This window comes from Pseudomonas sp. BIGb0164, assembly GCF_024810135.1.
GTDB lineage: Bacteria > Pseudomonadota > Gammaproteobacteria > Pseudomonadales > Pseudomonadaceae > Aquipseudomonas.
The window spans coordinates 43,395-56,768 of the sequence record NZ_JANUEA010000006.1 but is presented as its reverse complement, the minus strand read 5'-3'; the positions used below and the strand labels follow the sequence as shown (position 1 = coordinate 56,768).

Below are 13,374 nucleotides of genomic sequence, written 5' to 3'. Positions count from 1 at the left end.
TGAATGAGATGGCCTCTTCGCGGGCAAGCCCGCGAAGGCGGTAGTGCTTCAAGCGCTGATCTTGAGCCCTACCAACCCGCAAATGATCAACGCCACACTGGCCAGCCGGAACAGCGCCATGGATTCCCCGAACAGGATGATCCCGGCGATCACCGTGCCCACCGCACCCACGCCGGTCCAGATCGCGTAGGCCGTGCCCAGCGGCAGTTCCTTCATCGCCAGCCCCAGCAAACCCAGGCTGATCGCCATGGCCGCAATGGTCAGGGCAGTGGGCAAAGGCTTGCTGAAACCGTCGGTGTACTTCAGGCCTACGGCCCAGCCGACTTCAAACAAACCCGCAAAAAACAGAATGATCCAGGACATGATGACCCTCTCTACAGACGTGGGGTCGTCCCCGGATTAGGCGCTTGAGAGCGTCGCGAGGTCGTCCCCGCGAAGCTCGGTAGAGTGCCGAATATTGATCGGACGATCAAGTTTACGGCGTGGTTTCCAGTGCGCGACGGTCTTCCTTTTCGCTCATGCGGCGGAAGTAGGTCGAGAGCAACGCCCCGGAAATGTTGTGCCAGACGCTGAACAGTGCACTCGGCACCGCCGCCAACGGCGAAAAGTGCGCACTGGCCAAGGCGGCGCCCAGCCCGGAGTTCTGCATGCCCACTTCCAGCGCCAACGACTTGCGCTGCGCCAGTGGCAAACCGAATAGGCGGCCGGTGAAATAACCCAGCAGGTAGCCAAAGCTGTTGTGCAGCATCACCACCGCCATGATCAACAGGCCCGACTCGGCGATCTTCGCCTGGCTCGCGGCAACCACCGCCGCGACGATGATCACGATGCTCACCACCGACACCAGCGGCAAGACCTCTACCGCATGGCGCACGCGCTCGCCGAGCAAACGTTGCGCCAGCACGCCGAGCACGATGGGCAGCAGCACCACTTGCAGGATCGACCAGAACAGCTCCATGAACGAAACGGGCAGCCAGGCCGAGGCCAGCAGCCAGATCAGTGCGGGTGTCAGCAACGGGGCGAGGAGGGTGGTGACGGCGGCGATGGCCACCGACAGCGCCAGGTCGCCTCGGGCCAGCCAGGTCATCACGTTGGAGGAGGTGCCGCTTGGGCAGCAACCGACCAGGATCACGCCGACGGCAATTTCCGGCGGCAGGTGGAAGGCCTGGCACAGCAACCAGGCCACGCCGGGCATGATCACGAAGTGCGCGACCACGCCCAGGGCAACGCGCCACGGGTGGCGGGCGACCTCGGCGAAGTCTTCGAGTTTGAGGGTCAGCCCCATGCCGAACATCACCACGCCTAGGAGCGGCACGATGGCGCCCTTGAGGCCGATGAACCAGCCCGGTTCGAGGAACGCCAACACGGCAAAGATCAACACCCAGTAGGCGAAGGTATTGCCGACGAAGCGGCTCAAGGCGGCGAGTGCGCGCATGGGGATGTCCTTGTTATTGGTTTCTGGAAGTGGAATGCAATCAAATGTGGAAGCGGGCTTGCTCGCGAATGCAGTGGACCAGTCAATGTATCTGGTGACTGAAGCACCGCATTCGCGAGCAAGCCCGCTCCCACATTTTGATCTCCGCAGGCTTTAGATCCCTTGCGGAGTCTCTTCACCGCCCAACGCTTCAACCAGCGCCGGGATGAAGTCGCCGAACGTCAGCATCATCAGGGTAAAGCTCGCATCCAACTGGCCCAGGGCTTCGTCGCCGCCGTCCTGTTCGGCCTGGTCTTGCAGCAGGTCTTCGAACTTCAGGCGCTTGACGGTCATCTTGTCGTCGAGCATGAGGGACAGCTTGTCCTGCCACGCCAGGGACAGCTGGGTCACGACCTTGCCGGTGGTCAGGTGCAGCTGGATCTCTTCGCCGGTCAGGTCCTGGCGCTTGCAGCGCACGATGCCGCCGTCTTCGTGGGTGTCGCGCAGTTCGCATTCGTCGAGGACGAAGAAGTCATCGGCCGGCTTCTGGGTGGTAACCCAGTCGGTCATGATCGCGGTTGGCGCGGTTTTGACGGTGAGTGGGCGAACCGGCAGGGTGCCGATTACTTCACGCAGGGTCGACAGCAGGTCTTCGGCGCGCTTGGGGCTGGCCGAGTTCACCAGGATCAGGCCCTGTTTCGGCGCGATGGCGGCGAAGGTTGACGAGCGACGGATAAAGGCGCGCGGCAGGAAGGCCTGGATGATCTCGTCCTTGATCTGGTCGCGTTCCTTCTTGTAGACCTTGCGCATCTGCTCGGCCTCGATTTCTTCGACTTTCTCTTTGAGTGCATCACGCACCACGCTACCCGGCAGGATGCGTTCTTCCTTGCGGGCGGCGATCAGCAGGAAGTCACCGCTGACGTGAACCAGGGGAGCGTCTTCACCTTTACCAAACGGTGCGACGAAACCGTAAGTGGTCAACTCCTGGCTGGCACAGGGGCGCGCCAGCTTGGTGGCCATGGCCGCTTCCAACGCCTCGGCATCAACAGGCAGATCTTGGGTCAGGCGATAGATAAGCAGGTTCTTGAACCACATGGGGTGAGTCTCTCCTTTATACAAAGGAGGGCATTATTCTCTTGATAGCGCCCCAGGCCAACCCTGCCTAAGCCATTGGAAGGCCTCAAAAAAAAGATTTAAGAAAGTGCTTGCCAGACCCAAGGTCGCTCCGTAGAATGCGCGCCACACCGAAACGAAGGGTGATTAGCTCAGCTGGGAGAGCATCTGCCTTACAAGCAGAGGGTCGGCGGTTCGATCCCGTCATCACCCACCATTCGCTTCATGTGTTACGCGCAGCGGTAGTTCAGTCGGTTAGAATACCGGCCTGTCACGCCGGGGGTCGCGGGTTCGAGTCCCGTCCGCTGCGCCATATTCGGTAACCTGGAACACTGAACGCCAGGTCACCACAGAAAGCCCGCTTAATCGCGGGCTTTTCTTTGTCCGAAATATGGCAAAAAATCGCGATTTAAACTTTTTTTAAATAAATTGCATTTAAATCAAGACATTACGATTTTTTGGTGTATGATGCGCCCACACCGAAACGAAGGGTGATTAGCTCAGCTGGGAGAGCATCTGCCTTACAAGCAGAGGGTCGGCGGTTCGATCCCGTCATCACCCACCATTCGCTTCACGTGTTACGCGCAGCGGTAGTTCAGTCGGTTAGAATACCGGCCTGTCACGCCGGGGGTCGCGGGTTCGAGTCCCGTCCGCTGCGCCATATTCGGCAACCTGGAACACTGAACGCCAGGTTGCTACAAGAAGCCCGCTCATTGAGCGGGCTTTTTTTTGCTCGGATTTTCTGCCTACGGGGTCGCCTCCCGTTTCTGTCGCACCTACGCCATGCGCACCCACACTTCCCGGTGCCCGGGTATCCCTTTGAAAGCTGGGGTTGTGCAGATTGGAACGGTCCGCTTATTTGCTCTTCTTTTTCTTTTCGGCGCGCGTGGCCAGGTGCTCGAAGCAAAATGCGGCGGTGCCGAAGAGCGCAATCATTGTCAGGACGACCATGCCTAAAGTTGAACTTTCCACGATGATTTCCTACGGGTGTTGGGGTAGGAAGTGACGGTAGAGTGCGCGGGCTGGGTTGCTCAAGCGAGACGACGTAATCGTTATGCGAGTGGAGCGATCCATACGCATTCTTTACGGGATGAGCGCAGACGGCCTGTGTAGGCGCTGGTTTGCCGGCGATGGCGGTGTCTCTGACTGACCGCCATCGCCGGCAAACCGGCTCCTACAGATTACGGCTGTGACGGTAGTCGCTGACCGCTTCGTAGACCGCTTTACGCAGGCGGTTGATCCCGCCGATGGGGCGGTGCGCTTGCAGGCCAAACCACGGGTTGAACGACTGGTTGTCACACGCCAGGTTCAGCGCTGGCGTATCAAAATCCTGCGGCGGGATCTTCACCTTGGCCACGGTTTCATACGCCGCGTCGCTTTCCTTCCATTCGATGCTGGTGTCTTCGATCGGCATGAATTTCTGCGGATTCTGCCGTTGGATCTGCAGCACGAAACACGCCGGCACGCGGTCGGTGGAAAGCTGTTGATTCAGGGCGCTGCGCAGGAAGTTCGGCAGATCCTGGTTCTGTTTGGGCAGGACGTACTCCGGGCAGCTTTGCGGGTCGGGCGCGACACGGAACTTGGCATTGGCCGTGCCGAACTTGTAGGGCGAAACCGAAAAGTACGTGGTCTGCGTCGGGCTGGCCGGCGCGGGGGCCAGGGTTGCCAAGGCGATGAACAAGTGCCGCACCTGCCAGCTGCGTGGATCAAGCTTGGGGAAGAACGCCAGGACCTTCTTGCCGTCGGCCTGGGCGCCGATGTTTTGCGCGTACTCCGCCACGTCGCTGACAAAGAAGTTCGGGTGGCTGAACATCACGAAGTCCTGCTCCGTGCGCGCTTGCTGGTCGGCCATCAGTTGTTTGCCCGGTACATCGAGCAACTTGATCGCCATGCCCCGTGCATCGCGGATGCTGTCGAATTGCGGGTAGGCGTTACCGTTGGACAGCCGCATCATCGCTTGCCAGGTCTTGCCTGGCTCGGCGAACACACCCTGGCGCAATGCGGGGTCGAGGTCTGCCAGCACACTGACTTCTGCCTTCACGCAACCATGGGCCTTGGCGTGGGCATCACGCAGGTAGCGCGTGCCCTCGCGGTGCTGGTCGACGATGCGCACAGCGGTCTGGATGATGCCTTGGGTCATCGCCGCTTCGCCGGCCGGGATCTGCTCGTTGGGCGACACCGGGCCGCTGTGTTGCCAGGCAAACCAGGCCGTGGCGGCCAGCCAGCCAAGCAACCCGAGGCCGACCAGCCACAGCAGGGTTTTACCGAGAAACCGGCCCAGGCGCAGCCAGAGGCGGGCCAGAAGAGAGCGTTCGTTGTATTGCGATCGGATAATCATGGCAGTTGTTGCTCCAGCGGGCCGCCCAGCACTTTGAGGTATTCCAGCAGCGCCCAGCGCTCCTGCGGTAGCAGGCCACGGCCGATGACGCCGTTGCCCCGTTGGCCGGCGCGGAATTCATGGCCGCTGTTGTGGTTGCCGGTGATTTTGGTGTCGAAGAGGAAGGCGTTCTTGAACGCGGCGGTCTGGAAGCCCAGGTGGCGCGGGTCGTAGTCGAACGTGCCTTTATAGAAGGTGGTGCTGCGCTCGTCCTGGGGCGAGAGCAATTGGTAGATCGTCGGCACCGAACCGTTGTGCAGGAACGGCGGGGTCGCCCAGACACCCGCCAACGGGCGGGCCTTGTAGGCGCGCAGTTCACGCACGCCGATGGGCAGGCCGTAGCCGTCCAGGCGCGGGCGTTCGGCCGGGGTCACGTCGGCGGCGCGGTAGGCGTGGTCTTCGACGAACGCGGTGACGTAGGCGAGGCCCTTGGCCACCGACATTTTCTTCAGGTCCAACGGCTCGGTCGGGGTGGGGTGCAGCTCGACATTGAGCTTGGCCAATTCGGCCGGGTCCCACTGCAATGCGCTCAGGTCATAGCGTTGGTCGGCAATGTTGCTGGCGGTGCCGGGGTCGGTGCCGATGTAGTCCACTGGCAGCATTTTCAGTTGCTGCACCGGGCGGCCATTTTCCTGGGTAACGGTAGGCACGTGGCAACCGGCGCAGTTCTCGGCGAACAGGGCGCGACCGTGAGCGGCCAGCGGCTTGTCGATGGCACCGAACAAGTCTTCGGGCCAGGTCGGCGGCTTGAGGCGTTGCAGGGTTTCTTCGATCAGGTTGAGGTCACGTACCCGAACGCTGGAGGGGTAGCGCGCATCGCCTTGCAACGGTTGGCCGGCGCCGTCGAAGAACTGCAGCGTGGCGCCCACGCCGAGGGCTTCACCGATATTGCGCGCCATGGGCTGCTGGGCCGAGCCGTTCCACTGCACCCAGTCGAAGGTCCAGATGTCCCACAAATGCGGGTAGTCCACTGGCGCGTTGGCGACACGGTAGTTGTCCGGGGAAATGGCGTCGCCGAAGCTGGCGTTGGCGATTCGGCCAAACGCGTCGGTGCGGCCCGGGCCTTCTTCGGTGGGGTAAAGGCCGCGGTGGGTGTCGTTCCAGGCGACTTTGAGGAACTGGTTCAGCGATTGCTTGAAGTCCTGGCGCAGCTGTTTTTTGCTGTCATCGTCGTAACCTGCGCCGAGCACCGTGCGTGCAAAACGCTCGAACTTCCACGGGTTGTAATAGGTGGCTGCAAGGCTGGCCACCAGCGCCTGGCCAAAACTGCCGCCGCGCAGGGTCGGCACGCTGGAAGGCAGCACATGCTGGGCCGAGCCGCCGTCGATGCGCAGGGCCTGGTCTTTGTAGTGCAGCTCACCGGTATGGCAGGCGGCGCAGGTGATATCAAGGTACTCGGCGGGGCTGCCGGCGTTCTGGTGCCGGGCGAAGCCGACGGGCAGGTTGCCGGGGTTCTGCGTGGTAGGGACTTGCTTGGGGTCGACCAAAAAACCGAAGCGTGCGAGGTATTCCGGCGTGGCAAAACGCGCGTCGGAAAACGGCAGTTCGAGGGCGGTGAACCAGTCGTAATGCAGGCCTTTTACCTGGGTGCCCTGGGGCGTGAAGTAGTAGGTCTGGCGGTCGGCGGCGCTCCATTGATCCTGGTAGTGCACCTGCTTCACGGGCACGTAGTCGGGGAGCCTGGGGTTCACGGTGTAATAGAGCACCACGGCCAGGGCGATGCCCACCAGGATGAATATCAGGAGTAAAACACGGGAAAAAATGCGCAAGATAACTATCCTTGTCGAGTTGTAGCGTTGTTATGCCATCACGTCACAGGTGCGGCAAGTGGCCATGAGCCTGGTGGCGTGTGGTCCCGCGATCCGTCGCGGGCCTCCATAATGAATGAAAATGCTTTTAAACACGTGAACTTATCGGAAGTTTCCTGCTCACATGCCGGTAGCCATTGGTCGTGGCCGCCTGATAAGCTCGCGACTTTATTCGAATGCCCTATTGGCGCATGAACAAGGAAATAGCATGAAACAGCATCGGTTGGCGGCGGCGGTGGCCCTGGTTAGCCTGGTACTTGCGGGTTGTGATTCGCAGACCAGCGTAGAGCTGAAAACCCCGGCGCAGAAAGCTTCCTACGGCATCGGCCTGAACATGGGCAAAAGCCTTGCTCAAGAAGGCATGGATGACCTGGACTCCAAAGCGGTAGCCCAAGGCATCGAAGATGCCGTTGGCAAGAAAGAACAGAAGCTGAAAGACGAAGAACTGGTTGAAGCGTTTGCCGCACTGCAAAAGCGTGCTGAAGAACGCATGACCAAGATGAGCGAAGAGTCGGCAGCGGCCGGCAAGAAATTCCTCGAAGACAACGCCAAGAAAGACGGCGTCGTCACCACCGCTTCCGGTCTGCAGTACAAGATCGTGAAGAAATCCGATGGCGCGCAGCCTAAGCCAACCGACGTCGTGACTGTTCACTACACCGGCAAGCTCACCAACGGCACCACCTTTGACAGCTCCGAAGACCGTGGCAGCCCGATTGACCTGCCGGTCAGCGGTGTGATCCCAGGTTGGGTCGAAGGCCTGCAACTGATGCACGTCGGTGAAGAAGCCGAATTGTACATCCCGTCTGACCTGGCCTATGGTGCCCAGAGCCCGAGCCCGGCGATCCCTGCCAACTCGGTACTGGTGTTCAACCTGAAGCTGCTGGCCATCAAGGACCCAGCCAAGGCTGACGCTCCTGAAGCACCTGCTGCCCCGGCCGCCAAGAAGTAATAGGCGCCTTGAGCACCCACAACGCCCCGTTTCGACGGGGCGTTGTCGTTTCTGTAGTGAGCGGGCTTGCCCCGCGCCGTGGGCGACTCCGCTCCAATGTGACCGCCGCGGTGTGTCAGTAAGGCCCAGTCCCTGGATTTGGATCGGAGTCGCCCCTGGCGCGGGGCAAGCCCGCTCACTACAGATCCAAACGAACGTCCGTGGCCGGTAACAGTCTGATATAAGACTCGAGCACGGGTAGTCGTAGATCAGCGCCAAGTCAATGAAATCTTGGGTTTTTTTATGTGCGCAAAAAATGCCCGATCTGACTGCAAGCCTTGTAGATCGTGGCTTTCAGCCGAAAAAACCGGCTCTGTTCACAAGGTTATCCACAATTTGTGTGGATAACATTTTATGTCGCCTGGAACGGGAGTGACGATGAAAGCACCCTTCAATTTCACCCGCTTTCTGCCCATGGCCGCGCGCCTGCTCGGGCGTGGGCGTCTGCCGACCCTGCTGTTCGCGGTCGCCGCCAAAGGCTCAAGCCAGGGTAACCGGCTGGGCAAGCTCAAGGACGATCTCAAGCTGCTCCAGGCCCTGTGCCTGGCCTATTGGCGCGGTGAGTACCGGGCGATCAGCCCCAAGGCGCTGATCTCGGTGGTGGCGGCGCTGATGTATTTCTTGAGCCCGATTGATGCGATCCCGGACTTCATCCCGGTGTTCGGCATGCTCGACGACATCGCGGTGCTGGCCTGGGTCATGAAGACCCTGGACGGCGAACTGAGCGCGTTTCGCGCCTGGCGCGATGCCCTGCGTCCGGAAAAACTGGCGGTGGTTGAACGCTTGCCGGCGACCCCAGCACTGCTGGCAAAGGAAAACCCGCAAAAAAACTGACAACGCGGCTATCCCCCTGCGACCTTTGTGGCTGTTAGGATTACACTTCTAAGGAAAGAACTTACTTAGTAAGTGTTGTTATCCTACGGGGCAGTCATGGATATTCAGATAATTTCACGCAATGGCGAACCCGAATACGCGGTGTTGCCATGGGATCAGTACCAGGCGCTACTAAAAGCCGCCGGTCAACCGATACCCACCCAGGCTTCTTCCCCCGCTGTAACCCCCGCTCCCGACAGGGATTTGCGCCCGCTCGAAGACCTGCGCGGCCTGCGTGAAGCCAAGGGGCTGGCCATCGAAGCCTTGGCCCGTACCGTGGGCATCAGCCCCTCCTATCTAGGATTGATTGAAAGTGGTGAGCGCCAGCCAGATGCCGCTATTCGCCGCAGCCTGGCCTGGGAATTGGGCGTTGCAGGTTGGAGGGATGAATCTTGAGCCTACGTATCAGCCGTCAACACTGGGATGGGCTACTCAACGAACTGGACCAGGCGCGCCGCCAGCGCCATCTGCTGACCTACCGTGCACTGCTGGAGCGCCTGCAATTTCCCACGCCGGCCATGCAAACCCTGGCGGCCGCCCTGGAGCATCTGGCGGCGCTGGATGCCAAGGCCGAGCAGCCGCTGCGCAGCTCGCTGGTGATCAGCCAGGGCGCCAGCCGCCTGCCGCGTACTGGCTTCTTTGAGTGTGTGGAGCGCCTGGGGCGCTTCAGCGGGCCTTCCGATGGCGTGGCCGCTGCGTCCTGGCACGCCTCGGAGGTGGTGCGGGTGTTCGAGTACGAGTATCCGGAATCGGCCGAGGCTTAAAGTGCCTGGGGCAGCATGTCCAGGCTGTCGATCACATGGATGCTGTAGCCGGCCACGTCTTTGGCATGGTGCTTGGCCTGGGAGGCCAACTCCGCCAATTGGCTGGCATCAAGTTGTCCACAGGCCTGTGGATAGAGGTGCACCACGCCAATCGATAGCGACAACAGGGCAAACTCCTGCCGCACGCCCTGGCGGTTCAATGCCACGAAGCAACCGGCATCGAGGTGTTCGGCGCGGTAGAACCGCCGGCATTGGGTGTGGAAGTCATCCAGCAACTGGTTGAGTCGCTTACGCCAGTCCTGCGGGCCCAGCACCAGCAGAAAGTCATCACCGCCAATGTGCCCGACAAAGTCGCGGCTGGGGTCTACCCGGTCGTTCAGGCACTGCGCCAGGCACAGCAACACTTCATCCCCACGCCCATAGCCGTAGATATCGTTGAACGGCTTGAAGCTGTCGATATCCACGTAGCAGATCACCGACTCGCGCTGTTGTTGCAGCAAACGCGTGAGGCATTGTTGGATCGGTACGTTGCCGGGCAACAAGGTCAGCGGGTTGGCGTAGCGCGCCTGCTGGATCTTCAGTTCGGTGATCAGCTTGAGCACGTCAATCACCCGGCCCAGGCCCAGGTAATCGCCGTTCAAGGTGATGATGAAGTCTTCTTCGATGCGTTGCCGTGCACGGCTGGTGAGCAGGCGGCTGACTTGCTGCAGCGACTGGCTCAGCTCCACGGCAAGAAAGTCATCGCTCATCAGGCGGCTGATCGGCTTGCGCGCGAACAGGTCGGTGGCAAAAGGCTTGAGCAGGGCGTCAGACAGCGAATGGCGGTGCACGATACCTACGGGGTGGCCACGCCCGTCCAGCACCGCCAGCGAGTTGAGGTTGGCCTGGCGGCGGAACGATTCCAGTACCTGGGCGGTGGCGGTGTCCTGGTCAACCGCCGGTTGCTCGTTGAGCAGGGCGCTGAGGTCGCTGCCTTCTTCGCTGAGGGCGATGTTGGCGTTATCCGGCTTGGGCAGCATCGCCCGCACTTCCTGCGGAGGGTGTTCCTGGGGACGGCAGAGCAAGTAGCCCTGAACGAGGTCGACGCCCATTTCCGTCAACACCGCCAACTCCTCCGGCAACTCGATACCCTCGGCAATCACCTGGGCGCGAGACGCCTTGGCGATCTGCAGGATAGAGCCGACAAACTCGCGCTTGAGCGCATCCTGATGGATACCGTCGATAAAGTGCCGGTCGATCTTCACGTAATCCGGGCGCAGTTCCGACCACAAGCGCAGGCTGGAATACCCGGCGCCCAAGTCATCCAGTGCGATCGCAAAGCCCATGTCACGGTAGTGGTGCAGGGCGGTCTGCAGCAGCTCGAAATCGTCGGTCGGTGTCTGTTCGGTGAGCTCGATCACCACCTGGCTGGGTGGAATGCCGAAGTCACGCAGCAATTGCAGTGTGCGGCCCGGTTGATGGGCCGTTTCCATCAGGGATTCCGGCGAGATGTTCAAGAACAGCTTGCCCGGCAGTTTCTGCTCGCTGAAGCGTCGACACGCGCTCTCGCGGCAGGCGATCTCCAGCTCGCTGAGGCGCCCGGCATGGCTGGCCACGGAGAACAGCGCGACGGGGGAGTGCAGTGGGCTGTTGGACGGGCCACGGCTCAAGGCTTCGTAGCCGAGGATGCGCCGTTCGGACAGGCAGATGATCGGTTGGAACAGGCTGTGCAAACTGCCTTGAGCCAGGATTGAGCTCAGGGCATTCAGCTGTTCGGTCATGGTCATGGCGATCTCGATCGAAAAAAAAGGACCGCAGGCTTAACGCCTGCGGTCCTTCATTTCACGACAGAATGATGTCTATATGATGACACTCCGGGGAGCGTTCACATTAAATTGCCATCATTTACTGCTTGGCAACCTGCTTGGAGATCTTGAGGTAGTCCAGCAGGATGCGACCGGTCTCCGCCAGGTAGGCGTCATCTTCCGGCTTGGTTTTTTCCGGCTCGGCCGGCAGTGCATCTTCGTCTTCTTTCTTCAGCTCTTTGAGCGGGTCTTCACCCTTGGCCTTGCGGCGGGTGTTTTCCAGCACAAGCTGCTGATTCTCGATGGAGGTGTGCTGCGCACGACGGTCCGCTTCGTTGAGGCTGACGGTTTTCTCTTCCATCAGCTTCTTGGCCAGCGCCAGTTTGTCGCGGATAAACACGAACTCGGCATCCTTGGCGGAGCGCGCATCATGGTCAGCCTTCAACTGCGCCAGGAACGGTTTGAACGGGTCCGACGCCGGCTTGATCGCAGGACGGATAGTGTCCCACGGCATGGCTTCGGGCAGGGCGCTCTCGCCGATTTCCTTGGTGTCGATGATCGACGGGAAGTCGATGTCCGGCAGTACGCCCTGATGCTGGGTGCTCTGCCCGGAGACCCGGTAGAACTTGGCCAGTGTCAGCTTAAGTTCGCCATGGTTCAGCGGCTGGATGGTCTGCACGGTGCCTTTGCCGAAGGTCTGGCCACCGATGATCAACGCACGGTGATAGTCCTGCATGGCGCCGGCGAAAATCTCCGAGGCCGAGGCCGAAAGGCGGTTGACCAGCAACGCCATCGGCCCTTTGTAGAAGGCGCCCGGGTTCTCGTCTTCGAGCACGTCGACACGGCCGTCAGCATTGCGTACCAACACGGTCGGGCCCTTGTCGATAAACAGGCTGGTCAGCTCGGTGGCTTCTTGCAGGGAACCGCCGCCATTGTTGCGCAGGTCGATGACCACGCCGTCGACTTTTTCCTTCTGCAGCTCAGTCAGGATTTTCTTCACGTCGCGGGTGGTGGACTTGTAGTCCGGGTCGCCAGCGCGGAAGGCCTTGAAGTCCAGGTAGAAGGCCGGGATTTCAATCACGCCCAGCTTGTAGTCCTTGCCATCCTGCTTGAGGTTGAGGACTTTCTTCTGCACGGCCTGGTCTTCGAGTTTCACCGCTTCACGGGTGATCGACACGATCTTGCTGGTCTGGTCGTTCGGCGCATTGGTGTGCGGAATCACTTCCAGGCGCACCACGCTGCCTTTCGGCCCACGGATCAGCTTGACCACTTCGTCCAAGCGCCAGCCGACCACGTCGACCATCTCTTTGTCGGCCTGGGCCACACCGATGATCTTGTCAGCCGGTGCGACTTGCTTGGTCTTGTCAGCCGGACCTGCCGGCACCAGACGCACAATCTTCACCTGGTCGTTGTCGCTTTGCAGGACGGCACCGATGCCTTCCAGCGACAGACTCATATTGATATCGAAATTTTCCGCGTTATCTGGCGACAGATAATTGGTGTGCGGGTCGTAGGACATCGCGAAGGTGTTGATGTAGGCCTGGAAGATGTCTTCGGCACGGGTCTGGTCCAGGCGCGCCAGCTGGTTCTTGTAGCGCTTGGTCAGCAGTTCCTGGATAGCCTTGGGCTCTTTGCCGGCGATCTTCAGGCGCAGCACTTCGTCCTTGACGCGTTTGCGCCACAGGTCGTCGAGGGCAGCGGTGCTGGTCAGCCAGGGGGCGTCCTTGCGGTCCACCAGAAGGGTTTCCTTCTGGGTGAAGTCGAGCTTGTCGACGCCTTTGTCCAGCTCGGCCAGCGCGAAGTCCAGACGCGCTTTCACGCGGTCCAGGTAGCGCTTGTAGATGGTAAAGCCGGGCTGCAGGTCGCCGCTCTTGAGGAAGTCGTCGAACTGCGTCTTCCACTTGTCGAACTCAGCGATATCGCTGGCCAGGAAGTAGCTGCGCGACGGGTCCAGCAGCTTGAGGTAGCTGTCGTAGATGATCACCGAGCGAGCGTCGTCCAGCGGCGGCTTGCTGTAGTGATGGCGCTTGAGCAACTCGACGACGTTAAGGCTGGCAATCACCTCATCGCGATCCGGCTGAAGGTTGTCCCAGCTGTTGGCTGCGAACGTATTGGTCGACATCGACGCGAAGCCGAGACCAATGAAAAGAGCGAGGGCGGTGCTTGGGAACAAATGCTTCATGCTGATTCGACGCGGGGGCAATTGATAACGCATATTAGGCCGTCTTTGAGGGAGCCGGTTCCATATGGTCC

At 60.6% G+C, this 13,374-nt stretch carries 11 protein-coding genes and 4 tRNA genes; 8 read left to right on the top strand and 7 right to left on the bottom strand.

Features of this window, described 5'->3' with window-relative positions; translation table 11 throughout:
* Nucleotides 1-48: 48 nt before the first annotated feature.
* The 3 genes from sugE to rdgC all read right to left on the bottom strand — a co-directional run bounded on the left by sugE (nt 49) and on the right by rdgC (nt 2,509).
* Nucleotides 49-363 carry a quaternary ammonium compound efflux SMR transporter SugE gene (gene sugE, locus M2394_RS16910; protein ID WP_017136389.1) on the bottom strand — a complete coding sequence of 105 codons (315 nt, stop codon included), beginning with the start codon at nt 361-363 and terminating at the stop codon, nt 49-51.
* Nucleotides 364-475: 112 nt separating this feature from the next.
* Nucleotides 476-1,435: a bile acid:sodium symporter family protein gene (locus tag M2394_RS16905; RefSeq protein WP_259173221.1), complete on the bottom strand. Its 960-nt coding sequence runs from the start codon at nt 1,433-1,435 to the stop codon at nt 476-478.
* A 153-nt stretch (nt 1,436-1,588) separates the two neighbouring features.
* Nucleotides 1,589-2,509 carry a recombination-associated protein RdgC gene (gene rdgC, locus M2394_RS16900; protein ID WP_259173220.1) on the bottom strand — a complete coding sequence of 307 codons (921 nt, stop codon included), beginning with the start codon at nt 2,507-2,509 and terminating at the stop codon, nt 1,589-1,591.
* A gap of 159 nt (nt 2,510-2,668) precedes the next feature.
* Here rdgC and M2394_RS16895 point away from each other — a divergent pair.
* The 4 genes from M2394_RS16895 (at nt 2,669) to M2394_RS16880 (ending at nt 3,188) form a co-directional block, all read left to right on the top strand.
* Nucleotides 2,669-2,744, top strand: a tRNA-Val gene (locus tag M2394_RS16895).
* A 19-nt stretch (nt 2,745-2,763) separates the two neighbouring features.
* Nucleotides 2,764-2,840 (top strand) — tRNA-Asp (locus M2394_RS16890).
* Nucleotides 2,841-3,016: 176 nt separating this feature from the next.
* Nucleotides 3,017-3,092: transfer RNA gene (locus M2394_RS16885), tRNA-Val, on the top strand.
* Nucleotides 3,093-3,111: 19 nt separating this feature from the next.
* Nucleotides 3,112-3,188, top strand: a tRNA-Asp gene (locus tag M2394_RS16880).
* 513 nt (nt 3,189-3,701) lie between these two features.
* Here the strand turns inward: M2394_RS16880 and M2394_RS16875 are convergent.
* Nucleotides 3,702-4,865, bottom strand: coding sequence for a catalase family protein (locus M2394_RS16875; RefSeq protein ID WP_178922116.1), 1,164 nt, complete (start codon nt 4,863-4,865; stop codon nt 3,702-3,704).
* Nucleotides 4,862-6,673 carry a di-heme-cytochrome C peroxidase gene (locus M2394_RS16870; protein WP_259173219.1) on the bottom strand — a complete coding sequence of 604 codons (1,812 nt, stop codon included), beginning with the start codon at nt 6,671-6,673 and terminating at the stop codon, nt 4,862-4,864. The genes M2394_RS16875 and M2394_RS16870 overlap by 4 nt, the downstream gene beginning before the upstream one ends.
* Nucleotides 6,674-6,920: 247 nt before the next feature.
* On the opposite strand from M2394_RS16870, the gene M2394_RS16865 reads away from it, so the two are divergent.
* From M2394_RS16865 to M2394_RS16850, 4 genes are all read left to right on the top strand, one after another.
* Entirely contained in the window at nt 6,921-7,661 is a 741-nt protein-coding gene (locus M2394_RS16865; RefSeq protein WP_176996429.1) for an FKBP-type peptidyl-prolyl cis-trans isomerase, read from the top strand.
* Between the two features lie 417 nt (nt 7,662-8,078).
* Nucleotides 8,079-8,534: a YkvA family protein gene (locus M2394_RS16860; protein ID WP_178922112.1), complete on the top strand. Its 456-nt coding sequence runs from the start codon at nt 8,079-8,081 to the stop codon at nt 8,532-8,534.
* 96 nt (nt 8,535-8,630) lie between these two features.
* Nucleotides 8,631-8,969 (top strand): multiprotein-bridging factor 1 family protein, encoded by a 339-nt coding sequence (locus M2394_RS16855; RefSeq protein ID WP_259173218.1) that lies wholly within the window; start codon nt 8,631-8,633, stop codon nt 8,967-8,969.
* Complete coding sequence (locus M2394_RS16850; protein ID WP_005786715.1) at nt 8,966-9,337, top strand: hypothetical protein; 372 nt, start codon at nt 8,966-8,968, stop codon at nt 9,335-9,337. The genes M2394_RS16855 and M2394_RS16850 overlap by 4 nt, the downstream gene beginning before the upstream one ends.
* On the opposite strand, the gene M2394_RS16845 is transcribed toward M2394_RS16850, so the two are convergent.
* Both M2394_RS16845 and M2394_RS16840 read right to left on the bottom strand, forming a co-directional pair.
* A complete protein-coding gene (locus tag M2394_RS16845) occupies nt 9,334-11,103 on the bottom strand; it encodes a bifunctional diguanylate cyclase/phosphodiesterase (protein ID WP_259173208.1) in 1,770 nt (589 codons plus the stop codon). The two genes, M2394_RS16850 and M2394_RS16845, sit on opposite strands and share 4 nt — an antisense overlap.
* 118 nt (nt 11,104-11,221) lie before the next feature.
* The gene (locus M2394_RS16840; protein ID WP_178922106.1) at nt 11,222-13,303 is read right to left on the bottom strand and encodes a carboxy terminal-processing peptidase; all 2,082 of its coding nucleotides are present in this window, start codon (nt 13,301-13,303) and stop codon (nt 11,222-11,224) included.
* Nucleotides 13,304-13,374: the final 71 nt, after the last annotated feature.

Coding starts and splice junctions, on each gene's coding strand:
- sugE (WP_017136389.1), bottom strand. CDS start 363: ATGTCCTGGATCATTCTGTTTTTTGCGGGTTTGTTTGAAGTCGGCTGG.
- M2394_RS16905 (WP_259173221.1), bottom strand. CDS start 1,435: ATGCGCGCACTCGCCGCCTTGAGCCGCTTCGTCGGCAATACCTTCGCC.
- rdgC (WP_259173220.1), bottom strand. CDS start 2,509: ATGTGGTTCAAGAACCTGCTTATCTATCGCCTGACCCAAGATCTGCCT.
- M2394_RS16875 (WP_178922116.1), bottom strand. CDS start 4,865: ATGATTATCCGATCGCAATACAACGAACGCTCTCTTCTGGCCCGCCTC.
- M2394_RS16865 (WP_176996429.1), top strand. CDS start 6,921: ATGAAACAGCATCGGTTGGCGGCGGCGGTGGCCCTGGTTAGCCTGGTA.
- M2394_RS16860 (WP_178922112.1), top strand. CDS start 8,079: ATGAAAGCACCCTTCAATTTCACCCGCTTTCTGCCCATGGCCGCGCGC.
- M2394_RS16855 (WP_259173218.1), top strand. CDS start 8,631: ATGGATATTCAGATAATTTCACGCAATGGCGAACCCGAATACGCGGTG.
- M2394_RS16845 (WP_259173208.1), bottom strand. CDS start 11,103: ATGACCATGACCGAACAGCTGAATGCCCTGAGCTCAATCCTGGCTCAA.
- M2394_RS16840 (WP_178922106.1), bottom strand. CDS start 13,303: ATGAAGCATTTGTTCCCAAGCACCGCCCTCGCTCTTTTCATTGGTCTC.